The organism is Lysinibacillus sp. NPDC098008, assembly GCF_044760715.1.
Classification (GTDB): domain Bacteria; phylum Bacillota; class Bacilli; order Bacillales_A; family Planococcaceae; genus Lysinibacillus.
The window spans coordinates 108,952-126,353 of record NZ_JBIWBA010000001.1 but is presented as its reverse complement, the minus strand read 5'-3'; the positions used below and the strand labels follow the sequence as shown (position 1 = coordinate 126,353).

The window sequence follows — 17,402 nt, the reverse complement described above, 5'->3', positions numbered from 1 at the left end:
TCCTTTGTCGTAAACATTTTGATAGTATTGCTCATTTTTTGCTCTAGTGTCTGTCATAGCTGTCCTTTCATAGACTTACCATAAACGTCCTGACAGCATCGTTAATTTAATAAATGTAAAAATATCTTCTTCATTGATAGGGAGGGGCTCATCCAATGATGTCAGCTCTAGCTCGCCATGCAGCACTTTATAAATGCCATCCTCAAATGCTAATAACGCTTCAGCAATCGCTGCTGACTCGGATTGCTCAGCATCATTATAGCGATGCTGAAAGCCAACCTTGCCCTGCTGATAAGCGGTTTCAATATCTTCCTCCAATAAATAGCGTGTAAATGGCTGTTCTTCATTAAATGCTTGAACATTTTGTTGGACAATTTGCGTAATCAGTTCACGCAATGTTTTCACAGGATCTATATCAAAGGGCTGTAATGCTAATACAGGCTTGCGCTTGCCAATTGATTTCACCTTCGCATAAATTCGCAATATAACCACTTCCTTTGAACAATAAATCGTTATGCTATAAAACATTTCCCGTAAATCGAAAAAGTCACACCATTAACATTATTCTTTCTATCTATTTATTGTAAGAAAAGGAACATTAGTTCGCAATCATGCATTGCTCCTATATGTTAGGCTATAGCTATTTAACTAGTAAATGGGAATATATCCTATTGGGAGGATAGGGGAAAAGGGGCAGGAAAAAAGAATAAAAAATTTTTAAAAAAAGGTGTAACTTATTGAAACATCAGCCGTCTAACTCAGTAGTAGAATACAAAAGCTAAAGCAAAGCTTAGTAAGATTCACTTTTCGCAAAAAGACCAGAGCTCATTTTTGGAGCTACTGGTCTTTTTGTGGTTGAGGCTATTTATTTGATAGCGGTTATTTTTGCGCTAAGCTGCGAAATGGTACTATTAATATAATCAATTTCTGTTTTACGTTTCTTTGCAAGGTCTTGTAGCATGCTAGCCTTTAGCTGATCAAGAGCGGTGGGGCAGAAATTGTTCAATTATGCTTTACTATCTTTTTGCGGGCTTATTATAGGTAAAAGATTCTTTCAAATTATTATTTATTGTCAAACAACTAAAGCCTACTTTAAAGGCTGATAGGTAGCTTTGGAAAATATTTTAACTTGTTAAGCCACTCAACTTATCGTAGTATTAAAGCGAATCAAAACTAAGTTAGTTAGTAAGATTCACTTTCACAATAAAGCCAGATGCTTATGAACGAGGAGCATCTGGTTTTTTGTTTTGTCTGCTTATTTTTCAATTGTTTCTTCATAGGTTTTTCTGCCAGGATTTATTTTCGTAACATGGATCGTTATTTTTCCGATGGAATCCTTGGTTAATGGAATTTTCCCATCCTTTTCTAGTGTCTTCCAAGTTTTAAGGTTCGCACGATAAAGGTACTCAGAGAAACGATAAATATCCACATCTAATTTTAAGCCTTCTTCATAGGTTTCGATGATTTCCTTTTTTACAGTTTCTTGAATATGGGCTCTGATTTCATCGGAATTGACGCTTTCTTTAAAGCCATTCAACGTAGCTTGTACATGGAGATCAATATTAAATGTTACAGATTCATTACTTCGAACAATGGGTTTGACCTTTACCTTTAATTTATCTAAGTCAACAGTCAGATAATCACGCTGCTGTTCATGGAGCTTAAAGGTAATTTCACCACGGCTTGTTTTATCAAACATCCATTGATTTCCTCTAGCTGCTGTATTTTGAATAAAACCTTTAAAGCCATCTTTTGACAAAATTCCAACACCTGCAAATGTTGTTTCCTGTACTGGTTCATCTACATTTTCCCAGCTGCTCGTCAAAGATACATAAGGAATACTAACCTCATGGCTTGGTTCATTTAAACCAATCACTAAATTTCGCAAGCTTTTAGGCTCTATAAAGGATTCTTGTTCGGTTGTACCAATAGGGTTACTTAATTTTGAAGAGGTTAGAGAGCTTTGTAAAATTGGTGTAACAAGCAGAACATCTTTAATTGGGTCTTTTGTACAATAGACCCAAATTTGATACCTTGTTTCACGAACACGAATAAATGTATCAATAACAGAAAGGCTATGTTCATGCTCCATAACTCGTTCAGACAATAGAAGAAATCGCAGATGCCCCCAAAAAATTTCTTGATCCACGGAACGGTATAATTTATAAATCGCTTCCTCAATGGTTCTTCCTTCAGCAGAGCCAATTTCAGAGGGCATCGCGCCTGTGCTTGGCTGTTCGGATTTCGCTACATCAGCAAAATTAATAATTTGTAGATAGACCTTGTATTGATTATCCTCATAATCGATCCCAATAGCATTAATATAGTACATTCTTTGTGGTTCCATAATATCCCAACATCCTGCAATCAACGGTGCTGTTATTAACATACATACATATAGTAATACGTTTTTTCTAGTCATGCTGTCCCTACTTTTATAAGTCATTCATTATTTAATAGTGTAGACAAAATATAAGTAAGCCATTCATTTTCCTAAGGTGCTACTTAAAACAAAAAGTGTGCTAGTTCTAGTTGATTTACTGTTGATCATTATATCTATTTACTTTTTCCGCTAATATTATTATTAATCCAGAGGACATGCTGTATATATGCCTTATAAATATAATCACGTTTTAGCTCTTGCTTTGATGAAATAGTTTTTGAAGGATCTAACTAGAATAGCAGAACATAAACCGATATTTTCCAAATGCTTTCCTCTCAAACAAAAACCCCACCCAATCAACAGTTTTGCGCTATAATGTAGGACGAGGTGAAGAATATGTTTGTAAGTGAAAAACAAATTGAAATTCGTTATGCTGAGACAGACCAGATGGGTGTCGTGTATCATGCAAATTATATCGTCTGGATGGAAATTGGTCGTACACAGCTTGTTAGTGATGCAGGCTTTGAGTATGCGGCATTAGAAAGAGATGGCTATGTATCGCCAGTGATGGATTTAACAATTTCTTATAAGGCTGCCATGCATTATGGACAGGTGGCAACAGTACGTACATGGGTACAAAAGCATGACCGTTTACGTACAACGTATGGCTATGAAATTTTACATGAAGATGGTACAGTGGCGGCTACTGCTCAGTCTGTACATATTTTGGCGCATAAGGATACGTTGCGTCCTGTATCTTTAAGTAAAATCGATCCTGCTTGGGATGCTAAATATAAAGAAATCGCCATTGAGGCGAAATAGGAGATTTGCAAATGGAACTATTTTTAGCGTTGGGTGCTGTTTTGGCTGGTCTTGGTGTTGTATTAGGTGCTTTCGGGGCACATGCCTTAAAAGGTAAATTTGCGTCCCCTCATTATGCTGCGATTTGGGAAACGGCTGTGCAATATCAGATGTACCATGCGTTGGGGATAATTGCAGTTGGAATCGTATCAAGTGATACGCTTTTAGGAAGCAGCAGTCTATTAACTTGGGCAGTCTATTGTATGCTTGTCGGCATTATTTTCTTCTCTGGTAGCCTTTATGTGCTAGCAGTAACAGGCGTTAAAAAGCTTGGAGCCATTACGCCAATTGGTGGTCTATTATTTATTATAGCGTGGGTGCTTGTAGTGATTGCTCCATTTGCTTAAAATCGACAATATGTGGTGAAACGAGATTGTTCTTTTACTAGAACTTCTCGTTTTTTAGTGGAAAATGAAACAAAATAGCGGGTATTGCGTATTACATACTAAACAGAGATGATAAAATAAACTGTAACATCAATATAAAGGTGGGAAATGAATATGGGTTTATTAAAAGCAGGCATAGGTGCTTTAGCAGGTGTTTTAGAGGATCAGTGGCGTGAATATTTTTATTGTGAGGCATTATCAGCAGATGTTCTTGTAACGAAGGGCATTAAACGTACATCGAAGCGCGGATCAAATAAAGGCAATGATAATATTATTAGCAATGGCTCCATTATTGCGATTAATGAAGGACAATGTATGATGATTGTGGAGCAGGGGAAGGTTGTGGAATTTTCCTCAGAGGCTGGTGAGTATGTTTATGATACATCAACAGAGCCATCCGTGATGTATGGCTCAGATTTGTCTGATAGCATTAAGGAAACCTTTAAGCAGATCGGCAAGCGCTTTACATTTGGAGGAGAAGCCCCAAAAGATCAACGTGTGTATTATTTTAATAAAAAAGAAATTGTAGGCAATAAATATGGCACACCAGCGCCGATTCCTTTCCGTGTAATTGACCGCAATATTGGCTTAGATATTGATATTGCGATTCGTTGTCATGGTGAGTATTCTTATAAAATGATTGATCCACTACTATTTTATACAAATGTTTGTGGCAACGTGGAGCGTGAATTTACACGAGATGCCATTGATAGCCAACTAAAATCAGAGTTAATGACAGCGTTACAGCCAGCTTTCGCGCATATTTCAGCAAGCGGTGTTCGTTATAGTGAAATTCCAGCTCATACGGTTGCGTTAGCAGATGCGCTTAATAAGGTATTATCAGAAAAATGGTTGGCAACACGTGGCTTAGCTGTTGTATCATTTGGCATTAGTACATTAAAGGCTTCTGAAGAAGATGAGGCGATGATTAAGCAACTACAGCGCAATGCGGTGATGCGTGATCCGGGAATGGCTGCCGCTCATTTAACAGGCGCACAGGCAGAGGCAATGATTGCAGCCGCTAATAATGAGGGCGGTGCGATGACTGGCTTTATGGGCATGAATATGGCTGCACAAGCAGGTGGTGTAAATACTGGACAGCTTTATCAAATGAGTGAGCAAAATAAGCAGGCACAGGCTGCTATGCAAGAGCAAACAGCAAAAGCAACAAATACATGGAAATGTGCCTGTGGTCACGAAAACAGCGGCAAATTTTGTTCAAACTGTGGCACACCAAAGCCAGCTGAAGAGGGTTGGATGTGTACTTGTGGAGCGATGAACAAAGGCAAGTTCTGTAGTGAATGTGGTACAAAAAAACCAGCAGGAGCTTTACTATATGCATGTGATAAATGTGGCTGGGCACCAGAGGACCCAACAAATCCACCAAAATTCTGTCCTGAATGCGGCGATGTTTTTGATGAAAATGATGTGAAATAAGGGGAGGATGGCACATGTCAACGCAAGAAGTTGAAAATGTCACGCAAGCTAAGCTTGATTTTGACGCGGAATGTCCGTCATGTAGTGCATCGATTGAGTTTAATCCTGCAACAGGCAAGCTAACCTGTCCATACTGTGGCTTTGAGTCTGAAATTGCTATGCCAGAGCAGGAGGAGGAGAAAGTTGCCCGGGAAATGGACTTTGCGAGGGCAGAGGAGCGTGGAAACTTCAATTGGGGATCAGCGAAAAAAACGGTTATTTGTAAAGCCTGTGCAGCCGAAACAATCTATGATGCATTGCAGGTAGCTGATAGCTGTCCTTATTGTGGCTCTCATCAAGTGATGGAAGCAAGTGCTGAAAACACGCTAGCGCCAAACGGTGTCTGTGCCTTTGAAATTACGGATAAGCAGGCAGGAGAACATTTTCACCGATGGATTAAAGGGAAGTGGTTTACACCAAAAGCTGCTAAAATCAGTGCTAAACCAGAGGCATTTAAAGGTGTATACCTTCCATATTGGACCTTTGATTCAAAAACAAGCTCTAGATATTCCGCAAGATATGGGCGACATCGTACAGTAACCGATAAAGATGGAAAAACCCATACAGAAACAGATTGGTATTCAACAAGCGGCTTTTATCAGGAATTTATTGATGATCATTTAGTCAGTGCGACAACTCGTTATGATCGTAATATGATGCGAAAAATTGAACCATTTAATCTATTAAATAACAAAGCCTATAAGCCAGAATATGTTGCTGGATTTTTAGCAGAGCGCTACAGCGTTGGCTTGCAGGATGGCTGGAACCAAGCGAAGCGTGAAATTCATGATCATCTTCATGCCCAAATCACTGCTAAAATTCGTTGGAAGCACAATGCAGATGTAGTATCAAATTTACGCTTTTCCACCAATCATGATGATATTACATATAAATATTTAATGTTACCGATTTGGCTATCATCATTTCGTTATAAGGAAAAAATTTATCGTTTTATGGTTAACGGGCAAACAGGTCGTGTAGGTGGAGATGCACCAATTTCACCGCTTCGTGTCACAATTGCGGTGCTGTTATCATTGCTCGTTATCGGATGTATTTGGTTCTTCTTTATAGCTGAATAATAAAAAGCAGTATTCCAAACTCTTTCTGGGATGCTGCTTTTTATCATGGCTATAGAGCAGATATGGTGCATAAATTATAGTGATAAAGAAAATATGCATAGACCTTCTTATTCAAACATAAAGTAACAAGGTGCGATAAAGAGTTTAAACAAATTTTCCATAAATGACAGTCGGTGAAGTTGCGATTTTATGCTAAACGACTTATGATACAGTCAAAGAGCTTTTTACGATATGTATTTTTGAATAACTAAGAAGAATGTTATTCATAATGGAGGTTTCGATGATATGGACGCAATTGAAGTGTTAACAAATTTAGATCAAATACATGGGTACTATCAGCCGATATTTAGCGCAGATGCGCATACGGTGATTGCCTACGAAATTTCCGGGCATTTGCAAATTGAAGGGCAACAAATTAACCTAAAGGATTTTTTAAATAATGAAGATATTCCAGAAGAATATCGAATAGATATGGAGCATAAAATTTTACATGCTGCATTAGCCAATATTGATGACATTGCATCAGATATTGCGATATATATTCCAAGCAATCCAAACCTATTAATGCAAGATTTTGGCGAAAGTCATTTTAATATTATTCAGCAATATATAAAGGAAGAAGATTTACACCGTGTTGTGTTAGTTGTATCCGAGCATCGTTTTTTAGGAGATATTCATCAGCTACACCATGCACTACGTTATTTTACAACTTTTGGTGTGAAAATTGCTATTCAAGAAGTGGGCGCAGAAAGTCATTTAGAGCACATTGCTTTATTGGCTCCGCATATTTTAAAGGTGAATACACGCGATTTCAATTATGATTCTTGGTCGGCTCAAGCGGATATGATCTCGGCAATCGGCAGCCTTGCTTATAAAATTGGGGCAAATTTATTATTTGAGGATATTGAAACAGTATATCAGCTACAGTTTGCTTGGAAAAATGGAGGACGCTTCTACCAAGGGCCTTATCTAGCGAATCCAGCTACATCCTTTGTTGATAAAGAGATGTTAAAGGAACGCTTTAAAAAAGAGTGCCAGCAATTTATTACCTCTGAAAAGAAAATGCTGGAGGCACAATACTTTCAATTGAAGCAATTACGAGAGGAGCTGGAGGTAATTGTTCATCGTGTGAAGCCTACAAGCGATAATCTTTCACAATTAGAGCATCTCGCTGAACTATTGGATAGCTATTCCTTCCGTCTTTATATTTGCAATGAGGACGGCTTCCAGCTAACACCTAATATCATGCGCATCAACGGCAAGTGGGAACTCCAGCCACAAGCTATTAATAAAAATTGGAGCTGGCGACCTTATTTCTTGCAAACCATTATTAAAATGCGTAACGATCAAAGCGGCGAAATCTCTGAATTATATCGTGATATTGAAACAGGCGAAATTACAAGAACATTCTCCATCGCCATTAACGAGCATGAATATTTATTTGTAGACCTTTCCTATGAATATTTGTATGAGCATGGTATTTTTAGATAGTTTGTTCAGAAATTGTTGAGGATGTTATGGTATGCTAGAAATGAACACGCATAGTAACAAAAAACTAGGTTCTCCATAAAAGGGGAGAGCCTAGTTTTTTTATGGGCTATTCACTTCATTGCCTGAGAAATAATGTTAACGGAGCATTCTCTTTAGCTGCTTGACCTCATAGTGTAATTCATCAATTTGTTTTTGGAGCTTGTCAATATTTTGCTGACTACGCTCATTTTCCTTTAATTCATCTTCTAAGGCAAGACCTGCTGCAACGGTGGCTAGTGCATCGCCAAGTGTTGTAATAGCACCTGCGATAACAGCAAGCTTCGCGGCTTGGCTGACGGACTTAGTTTCCTCTTGATTGTTCAACATGCTATCCTCCTAAAATCGGCTAATTTGTCACCGAGCGAAAAAGGTCACCTATTGTTTAATAAGTGACCAAATAAAATGGGGATGTGTTTCTTGCTGAAGTATGAGCAAAGATGGAAAGCGAGTAGGGTACATTACCAATATATGATGTTCAGTCCTAAGTAAATAGGCATTTATCCTAAATTAAAAATAAACGTTTTCAGCTAAAATCCACTTATATCGAAAAGCCTACGTTCTAGAGGCTCTAGCTGCTATGGATCATATGAATGCTGTATGAATAATGACATAATGCTATATTTAGTCCCAACTCCTCACCTTTGTCCTTATCTAATAATCTCCTATCTTATTGCACATTGCTTGCGAAAGTTTTGTTTATAATTGTAAAAAATGTCGCAAAAAACTACGTGAAATCATAGCTACTAAAAAATAGTCAGATATTTATTTAACTAAGTGCCTATGATGAAAAATATTTTGTTTGAAATTGTAATAATATTCAAAAAAACACATATGAAAGGACTATTATAATGTAATGGGGTATATGTATTTTTTAGGATTTAATATTTCGGATTTTTTGGTAGAATAATCTACTGGTAAAGATAACTATGTTGAATTTTAGATATTTTGTTAGTGATTTCTGTTGTTTACATTTATAAAAAATAGAATTGAGTGAAAAAATGGAACTGATGCAGGAGCTTAAAAAAATAGTAAATGTATATGAAGCATTGGATGCAACGACCATCTTAGCGGTTACAGATACAAAGGGATGTATTTTATATGCAAACCAAAATTTTTGTGATATATCAAAATATTCAAAGGACGAACTACTCGGTAAAACACATCGCATTATTAATTCTGGTTACCATGACGCTTCCTTCTTTAAAAATATGTGGGAGGTCATTTCACAAGGGACGACCTGGCGAGGGGAAATTTGTAATCAGGCAAAGGATGGAACAGTTTATTGGGTGGATACAACAATTGTGCCCTCCAAAAACGAATTAGGCGAAGTGGAGCAATACATAGCGATTCGCTCTGATATTACAGAGAAAAAAATGTTAGCATTTAAGCTGGAAGAGCAGCTTGTACATGATTCGATTACAGGTTTACCGAACAGTATTTATTTAGAAAGCATCGTAACGAAAAAAATAGCAGCCAATGAGCCATTTTATTTATTGAAAATTAATATTGATGATTTTAAAAGCTTGAATGAAAGTATAGGGATGGAACATGCCAATCAAATATTGAAAAAAATTAGTGAGCGCTTAAAGGCTATTAGTCAACACCATCATGTACTCTTAACACGAGCATATGGTGACGAATTTATCCTGCTATGCCCAATGTCAAAGGAGCAGATAAAGTCATTTATTCATACACTTAGAAAGCTGTGCGATACACCTATTCATTATTTAGATAGTGAGCATTATATGACGTTTTGTATTGGAGGAGTGCGCTATCCAGAAGATACGACAAGCTATCAAGATTTAGTGTATTACATTAGTACAGCGATTGATTATGCAAAGAAAAAAGGTAAAAACACATATGCTTTTTTCAAGCATACCATGTTGGAGGATATAGATGAAAATTTGGCATTGAAAAATAAATTATTTAGAGCGATACAAACAAAAGCATTTACTATGCACTATCAACCCCAATGGAATGCACATCATGAAATCATAGGCTTTGAATCACTTGCTCGCTGGTATGATGAAACACATGGTTTTATTTCCCCAGCCAAATTTATCCCATTAGCAGAACGAACAGGTTTAATTATTCCACTTAGTTATTTGTTGTTTGAGCAAATGCTGCAAGATTTCCTAAGATTACAAAATGTTATGTCAAAACAAATTAAAATTGCCTTTAATTTATCCATCAGACAATTTTTTGATGAACAGCTTGTTTCACGCTTATTGCAATTATGTGAAAAATATAATATTCAATCTAGTTGTATTAAAATTGAAATCACTGAAGGAATTTCAGCATTTTCAGTGGAAAATGTCATTCCTATTATTCAAAAATTATATGATAGTGGTATGGAAGTAGAGATTGATGATTATGGTACAGGTTTTTCTAATTTCAAATATTTAAAGGATTTACCTATTCATGGTATGAAAATTGATCAAACATTTATTGCTACCTGTATGACTTCTGTTAAAAGAAAGGCAATTGTTAATAGTATGATTCATTTAGCACATGAGTTAGGCTTTAGTATTATTGCAGAAGGAATTGAGGATGAACAACAATTGCAATACTTGACAGCACAAGGCTGCGATATTTTTCAAGGTTATTTATTAGGAAGGCCTCAGCCAGTTAATTACTACGAAAAATGATAATAGCAGAAGACCTCCTCTTTTGTAGGAAGAGGATAAATGCTTTTTTACCTCTGTTCACAGGGTGTCCAAACGCCCACTGAACCAAAATAAAAGTCCCGACGTAATTGATGGAGGTAGCTGCCTACCTTCGAAAATATGAGAGCTGTGCCAATAGTCTTTTCGTAGATTATTGGTAACAGCTCTATTTTTTAATACTTTTGTCGCTCGCATATATTACTATAATAAAGGTGTATTTTTTCTAAAATGTTGTACTATTCGTTTATTTTCATAAAATAATTTGTTACTTTAGACCTGTTTTATAAATTGTTTAGAAAATGTTCAGGTTTAATTAGTATAATAGGCTGATGATGTAGCTTTATTTTTCATTCAGCAGAATGAGTGAATAAAGTAATTCTTTTACAGGGAATTGAATTTTATCGCAAGGTAGGGAACACGAGCTAAAAAATTTATTGAAGCTGATCGATGCTAGTGAATAAACATGCCTGATTTTTTTATAGTATGGAGTGAATTGAATGAGTGAAATAAGTGCTGTGTCAGACATCATGAAGGAATATGAAGTAAGAAGCTATTTTGAAATATGGAGGGAAAGTGTGATTCGATCTCGACTGACGATCACAGCAATTTTTTTTAAAATAGCTGATTCTTCGCAAACGAGTTCAACTGACAATTCTATAAATCAGCAAATAACCGTATTCTTACAATCTAAAGTTCGTAAGACTGATTTACTCTTTCAATTAGCGGACGGTAAGCATTGGGGAATTTTCTTTTTACAAAGCAGCAATATAGAAGCGAGAGCATTTTTAAAACGAATTTTTACGATCTTACAAGCTGAAAAACAGTATCAGCATATTGCCTTAAACGTATCGATTACAGAAATACGCAATAATCATGTTACTTTTGAGGAATTACTTACTAAAAATAAAGAAAAGCTAGCAGAAAATGGAGCATTAAATTGGTCGATAGCCCAAATTGAGGACTATTGTATACAGCCTACTGAGCAGGTAAAGGTCAGCGTTATTGAGCAAAATAAAATCTTTAGGCAAGTATTAAAATCAACACTTGATCAAATAGACATTCCTTTTTTTACGTTAGAGGTGGAGGTCTATGAGGATGGCTATAGTTTCTTAGAATCGGAAAGCTATAAAACAGGCCATATGCATTTAATCATGATGAATGATATTTTACCTCGTAAGAATGGCTTAGAAATTCTGCATATTCTACGAAATATGCCAAATGACAAGAAATTTATTATTTATATGATGTCAGAGCGTAATTCGGAGATTGCTATGCTGAATGCTTATGAAGGTGGCGTTGATGAATACATTGTTAAACCATTTAATTTACGTCTGCTAGAGGCGAAAATTAAAAGGACTTTTGCGAGGTTTTGGTTATGATTCAGCTATCTATTTCTTTTCTTTTGTTTGGCATTGCTTTTTTAGTCATTATCCTTTTAAGCTTGATGCTTTATTTATTTGTCCAACGACAGCGTGAAAGTCGTTTTGAAAAAGTATGTGATCGTTATTTACAAAATTATTCTCAGCTTTGGTATGACTACCTGTTCAATCAAGAGCTATTTAGTATTGTGCTTGTTCCTCGTAATAGGGCTCAGGTAGAAGGGGTTGAAATGATTTTTTCATCCTATTTAAAAAATATAACGAATGCAAACGTACAGCAGGCTATTCAGCAATTTGCCAATCAATATTTAAAAAAGTTTTATGAGAAGGACTTATCGAATAAACGCTGGAGCATTAGAATGAATGCTCTTTATCATATTGCAGATCTACAGATGGATGAATTGCTGCCAGCATGTCAAGAACTGGAGAAAAGGAATATTTCAGCGGAAGAGCATTTTCAGTTATTAAAAATATACTCGTATTTCCATGTAGATTTGTTTATGGAAAAATTACAAGCTTCTCATATCAATTATTCAGAAAGTGAATATAGAAGGCTTTTCGTTCTATTGGAGGAGGATGTATTTATTCGTTTTTTTGATGATTTTAATAGCTGGTCTGCTGCCATTCAATTTGCGGTAATTGATACTTCGGCTGTTAAAAGAAATATGCAGTATATTGATCAATTAAAGATGCTGCTAAACCATGATGTGGCAGAAATCAAGATTCGTGCATTAAAAGGTCTTTATGAAATAGGTATTATTGATGAAATCGATACCTATCTACCGTTTGTGACCTCAGATATGTGGGAAGCAAGGTTGATGGTAGCGAAAATTTTTAAACATGTGCCGCTTACGTATACCTATCGTTATTTAGAGCAGCTTCTTCAGGATGAGAATTGGTGGGTTCGTTCACAAGCTGCCAAGACGATTAGCGAAGATCGGCAGGGATTGACGAAGCTACAGCAATTTATTGAAACCTCAAATGACCAATATGCCATTGAAATAGCACAGGAAATTATCGCTAGAAAAGAGGGCAGTGTATGAAAATTCTAGAATATTGTATGTGGTTTTTTGGGGGCACGATTGTATTTTATATGCTAGTTGTTATTATTTCATATAGTATTATGCTTGCCACTGCCATGTTTGATTTACGAAAGCGTTATCGTTTAGATTTGTCTGAGTATGATGACGCACATATGGATGCCTTCTATTCAAAACCTGTATCATTGCTTGTGCCTGCCTTTAATGAGGAGGTAGGGGTAGTGGATACCGTTTATTCGTTATTGAATTTGCGCTATCCCCAAACTGAAATCATTATTATTAATGATGGCTCTACAGACAAAACCTTGCAAACAGTCATTGAGCATTTTCGTATGAAGCCAATCAATAAAGTTGTTCGCATGAATATTCCTACAAAAGAAGTGAAGCAAATTTATGAATCGGAAATCTATCAAAATTGTATTTTAGTTGATAAAGAAAATGGCGGTAAGGCAGATGCATTAAATGTAGGGATTAATGTATCTCAGTATCCTTATTTTTGCTCAGTTGATGGTGATTCCGTATTGGATGACAAATCCTTGCTTCGGGTTATGAAGCCTATTATTTTATCTGATGGTGAGGTCATTGCAGCAGGTGGCAATATTCGTATTGCCAATGGTGCGAAGATGCAGTTTGGTGCGATCGATCAGGTGCAGTTACCTGATAATCCTTTAGTTATTATGCAAATAATCGAATATTTACGGGCCTTTTTAATAGGAAGAATGGCTTTTAGCAAATTCAATTTAGTTCTTATTATTTCAGGTGCATTTAGCGTTTTTTCTAAAAAGTGGGCTATTGAAGCGGGCGGCTATTCCACCAATATTATTGGAGAGGATATGGAGCTTGTCGTAAATATCCACCGACAAATTAAAAAGAAAAAGGAAAATAAACGTATTGAGTATGTACCTGACCCAGTGTGCTGGACAGAAGCACCTCAAACCTTACATGTACTCCGCAATCAACGAAGACGATGGCATCAAGGGCTTATCGAAAGTCTATGGAAGCATAAAGCGATGACCTTCAATCCTAAATACGGCATGATTGGCTTGATTTCATTTCCTTATTTTTGGCTGATCGAGTGCTTAGGTCCAATCGTTGAGCTAGGCGGCTATATTTATATTGTTATCGCATTTTTCTTAGGGAAAATTTACTATGAAATAGCCTTTATCTTGCTATTATTGTTTGTTATTTATGGTGTTATTTTTTCCATAGCGGCGGTATTATTTGAAGCTTGGGGTATGAATACATATCCAAGGAAGAGAGAGCTATTACGCATGGTGCTGTTAGCAGTAACAGAGATTTTTTGGTATCGTCCACTGACATTATTGTGGCGTTGTGAAGGATTAGTGCGCTTTTTACTAGGAAAAAGAAGCTGGGGAAATATGAAACGTGCTGGTATTGCTGAAAAGGAGTAAAGTATATGAAGCGAATCTATATAGGGATAGTCGTTATGCTCATCCTTATGATTATCCCTGTTGCATGGTGGTACTTGGAGGATGAACAACAGCTCAATGTTGCTATTATCGATAAAACAGTTCCGAATGAATCGTACCGAGAGCATTTAGGTGTGAATTGGTTTTTAAATTATTATAAATATACATTGAACGGTCATACCTATGATGTGGCACATGATTATTACGGAACAACGCCCAATGACGACACCAAGCATGTGACAGTGAAGGAAATGCCAACAGATTACCAGCAGAGCGATGTCATCTATTTGGCAGATACGTATGGTGTTTACCAAGATGATGTTGAACAAGACAAACGTTTAGGCAAGCGCTCTGAAAAAATTGTTGGCGGGCTTGAGATGGAAGAATGGCAGGCAATTACAAGACGCTTAGCCGATAAGAAAAAAAGTATGCTTATTGCTGAGTATAATACGTTTGCCTCGCCAACATCAGAGGCTGTTCGCAATGAATTGCAGGATTATTTAGGCATTACTTGGTCAGGCTGGATTGGACGTTATTTTGATGAGCTTGATTATCATAAAAATTTAGAAATCCCTCAATGGATTATTGATGACTATGGTGATAATTGGCCATATAAAGGTGGGGGCTTTTTACTAGTTAATGAAATAACAGAGCAGCTTGTGGTGTTAGAGCTAGAGAAGCATGTACAATCAGCAGGTATTCAAGTGCAATTTACTGAAAAAGGGAAAGAATTCTTTCAGTCGTCTGCAAGTGCCCAATATAATTACTGGTTTGATATTATTACACCTAAATATGCGGAGGATGCACTTGCCAATTATCAATGGGATTTAACGAAAAAAGGGTCAAAGCTGCTAGAGGAAAACGATATTCCAGCACAATTTGCAGCAATTGTTGCTCAGGATAAGCGTTATACATCTAGCTATTATTTTGCAGGAGATTTCAATGATGTAGCTCGTGTTCCTACGCTGTATAAAATAAAAGGGCTACCTACAATTTATAAATATGCGGAGAAGTTTGCAGACAATTCCTTTTACTGGTCGCTCTATATACCAGTGATGTCTAAAATCTTTGATACATTTGAGCAAAAAGAGGTACAAGAAACGGTCAATCATGCAACATTAAATTATCATGCACGTATTCAAGGAGAAACCTTTGAAGTATTACAGGACGGACAATGGGAGTCATTCGTATTTAAAGGTGTGAATATCGGAATGGGTAAACCGGGGGCATTCCCTGGAGAAGCAGCTATTACAGAGGAAGAGTATTATCGTTGGTTCCAGCAAATTGCACAGATGAATGCTAACACGATTCGCGTCTATACATTGCATCCACCAGGCTTTTATAGAGCGCTTGCTAAATATAATGAAGAAAATGCAACGAACCCACTCTATGTTTTACATGGTGTGTGGATTAATGAAGAGAACTTAGCAAGTACATTAGATGCTTATAATAAAGAAACCCTAGAAGAATTCCAAACAGAAATGAAGCGCATAGTAGATGTAATTCATGGCAATACATATGTTGCACCTCAAGCGGGGCATGCATCAGGCTTATATGATGTGGATGTATCCAAATATGTGATTGGCTGGGTGCTTGGGATTGAATGGTATCCACATATGGTTGTCGGTACAAATGAAAAGCATGCTGCTATTGGTCAATACAATGGCACATTCTTTGAAACAAAAGACGCTACACCATTTGAACACTGGCTAGCAGAGCAAATGGATGTTATTACTGTTTATGAAAAGGAAAAATATAATTGGTTACGTCCAATGAGCTTTACAAACTGGGTTACTACTGACATACTTGACCATCCATCAGAGCCATCAGCAGAAGAGGATTTAGTAGGTGTAAATCCAAATGTGATTTATACAAAGGGAGAAATGAAGATGCCAGGGCAATTTGCCTCCTACCATGTCTATCCGTATTACCCTGACTTCTTCAATTACGATCAGGATTACTTAAATTATGTGGATTTCCGTGGTAATAAAAATAGCTATGCAGGTTATTTAAAGGAGCTGCATGAGGTGCATGATATGCCTGTGCTGATTGCAGAATTTGGCATCCCTGCATCCCGTGGTAAAACGCATGATAATGTCTATGGCTGGAATCAAGGGTATATGTCTGAGCAAGCACAGGGCGAAACACTGCAGCATTTATTTGAGGATATTATGCATGAAGGCTTATTGGGAGGGCTTGTTTTTACATGGCAAGACGAGTGGTTTAAACGAACGTGGAACACAATGGATTATGATGAGCCAAACCGTCGACCGTTTTGGTCTAATGCCCAAACAAATGAGCAGCAATTTGGTGTGCTAAGCTTTGATCGATTGAAGGTAAAAGTAGATGGCAATACGGCAGAATGGGAGGGGGAGCAGCTCTATAATACGTCACCAAATGAGTCAACAGATTTTGCAGTAGATTATGATGAGCGCTATTTGTATATCAAATTAAAAAGTGAGGCATTAGCGTATAGTTCTCCACGTATTCTACTGGATGTTGTGCCAGACCAAGGCAATACCTCCGCCACAGCCATTAAAAATATGAAATTTTCAAATGGTATCGACTTTATCGTTGAGCTGAATAAAAATGGTGATTCTAGGGTTGTCATTGATGAATATTATGATTTCTATGATTATTTTTATGGTCATCGTTTAAAGCTAGTGGCTCCTCGAATGGCGAGTATCACTAAAAATAGTGGGAAGTTTGCCCCTATTTACTATGTATTAAATAAGCAGCTGTTTTTACCTGAGCAAAAGATTACGACTGATTTTAGCTACTATGAAACAGGAAAATTACTTCAAGGAAATGCGAATCCAGAGGCAGAGGATTATAATTCATTAGTGGATTACACATGGACTGACGATCATGTGATTGAACTGCGCATTCCATGGCTATTAATTCAGGCTAAGGACCCTAGTCAGCGTGAGTTTATGGGTGATCTTTATCAAGAAGGTGAGTCGGCATCCGTTAAAGTTGATCATATTTATATGGGCGCTCTATTTGTTGATAAAGAGAATCATGTTGTGCAATCCATACCAGCAGCTAATCAGGGTGTGCTACCACCGCTGGCTGCATATACTTGGGAAACATGGCAAACACCCATTTATCAGGAGCGTCTAAAACAATCCTATTATATTTTACAAAAGCTTTTTAAAGACTACTAAAGATA

General features: G+C 36.9%; 13 protein-coding genes and 1 pseudogene. 10 read left to right on the top strand and 4 right to left on the bottom strand.

Annotation, left to right across the window (positions count from 1 at the left end; translation table 11 throughout):
- Positions 1-75: 75 nt before the first annotated feature.
- From ACIQVU_RS00610 to ACIQVU_RS00600, 3 genes and pseudogenes are all read right to left on the bottom strand, one after another.
- A complete protein-coding gene (locus ACIQVU_RS00610; protein WP_402893198.1) occupies positions 76-483 on the bottom strand; it encodes a hypothetical protein in 408 nt (135 codons plus the stop codon).
- 406 nt (positions 484-889) lie between these two features.
- Positions 890-973 (bottom strand): annotated as a pseudogene (locus ACIQVU_RS00605) (ketopantoate reductase C-terminal domain-containing protein); the annotation flags it as partial.
- A gap of 282 nt (positions 974-1,255) precedes the next feature.
- Complete coding sequence (locus ACIQVU_RS00600; RefSeq protein WP_402893196.1) at positions 1,256-2,422, bottom strand: Ger(x)C family spore germination protein; 1,167 nt, start codon at positions 2,420-2,422, stop codon at positions 1,256-1,258.
- Between the two features lie 357 nt (positions 2,423-2,779).
- Here ACIQVU_RS00600 and ACIQVU_RS00595 point away from each other — a divergent pair, with 357 nt between their 5' ends.
- The 5 genes from ACIQVU_RS00595 to ACIQVU_RS00575 all read left to right on the top strand — a co-directional run bounded on the left by ACIQVU_RS00595 (position 2,780) and on the right by ACIQVU_RS00575 (position 7,676).
- Positions 2,780-3,205, top strand: coding sequence for an acyl-CoA thioesterase (locus ACIQVU_RS00595; RefSeq protein WP_402893193.1), 426 nt, complete (start codon positions 2,780-2,782; stop codon positions 3,203-3,205).
- A gap of 11 nt (positions 3,206-3,216) precedes the next feature.
- On the top strand, positions 3,217-3,591 hold the full coding sequence (locus tag ACIQVU_RS00590; protein WP_402893190.1) for a DUF423 domain-containing protein: 375 nt from the start codon (positions 3,217-3,219) through the stop codon (positions 3,589-3,591).
- Positions 3,592-3,744: 153 nt separating this feature from the next.
- Complete coding sequence (locus tag ACIQVU_RS00585; RefSeq protein ID WP_402893187.1) at positions 3,745-5,067, top strand: SPFH domain-containing protein; 1,323 nt, start codon at positions 3,745-3,747, stop codon at positions 5,065-5,067.
- Positions 5,068-5,081: 14 nt separating this feature from the next.
- A complete protein-coding gene (locus tag ACIQVU_RS00580) occupies positions 5,082-6,185 on the top strand; it encodes a TFIIB-type zinc ribbon-containing protein (RefSeq protein WP_340806006.1) in 1,104 nt (367 codons plus the stop codon).
- Positions 6,186-6,470: 285 nt separating this feature from the next.
- Positions 6,471-7,676, top strand: a complete 1,206-nt coding sequence (locus tag ACIQVU_RS00575; protein ID WP_340806005.1) for an EAL-associated domain-containing protein — start codon at positions 6,471-6,473, stop codon at positions 7,674-7,676.
- Positions 7,677-7,811: 135 nt separating this feature from the next.
- Here the strand turns inward: ACIQVU_RS00575 and ACIQVU_RS00570 are convergent, their stop codons facing one another.
- Entirely contained in the window at positions 7,812-8,042 is a 231-nt protein-coding gene (locus tag ACIQVU_RS00570; RefSeq protein ID WP_340806004.1) for a hypothetical protein, read from the bottom strand.
- 671 nt (positions 8,043-8,713) lie between these two features.
- On the opposite strand from ACIQVU_RS00570, the gene ACIQVU_RS00565 reads away from it, so the two are divergent.
- The 5 genes from ACIQVU_RS00565 (at position 8,714) to ACIQVU_RS00545 (ending at position 17,397) form a co-directional block, all read left to right on the top strand.
- The gene (locus ACIQVU_RS00565) at positions 8,714-10,363 is read left to right on the top strand and encodes a putative bifunctional diguanylate cyclase/phosphodiesterase (protein ID WP_402893182.1); all 1,650 of its coding nucleotides are present in this window, start codon (positions 8,714-8,716) and stop codon (positions 10,361-10,363) included.
- A 515-nt stretch (positions 10,364-10,878) separates the two neighbouring features.
- Positions 10,879-11,760, top strand: coding sequence for a response regulator (locus tag ACIQVU_RS00560; protein ID WP_340805999.1), 882 nt, complete (start codon positions 10,879-10,881; stop codon positions 11,758-11,760).
- Complete coding sequence (locus ACIQVU_RS00555) at positions 11,757-12,803, top strand: HEAT repeat domain-containing protein (protein WP_402893179.1); 1,047 nt, start codon at positions 11,757-11,759, stop codon at positions 12,801-12,803. Before ACIQVU_RS00560 ends, ACIQVU_RS00555 begins: the two co-directional genes overlap by 4 nt.
- The gene (locus tag ACIQVU_RS00550) at positions 12,800-14,212 is read left to right on the top strand and encodes a glycosyltransferase family 2 protein (protein ID WP_402893176.1); all 1,413 of its coding nucleotides are present in this window, start codon (positions 12,800-12,802) and stop codon (positions 14,210-14,212) included. Before ACIQVU_RS00555 ends, ACIQVU_RS00550 begins: the two co-directional genes overlap by 4 nt.
- Before the next feature lie 5 nt (positions 14,213-14,217).
- Positions 14,218-17,397: a hypothetical protein gene (locus ACIQVU_RS00545; RefSeq protein ID WP_402893170.1), complete on the top strand. Its 3,180-nt coding sequence runs from the start codon at positions 14,218-14,220 to the stop codon at positions 17,395-17,397.
- Positions 17,398-17,402: the final 5 nt, after the last annotated feature.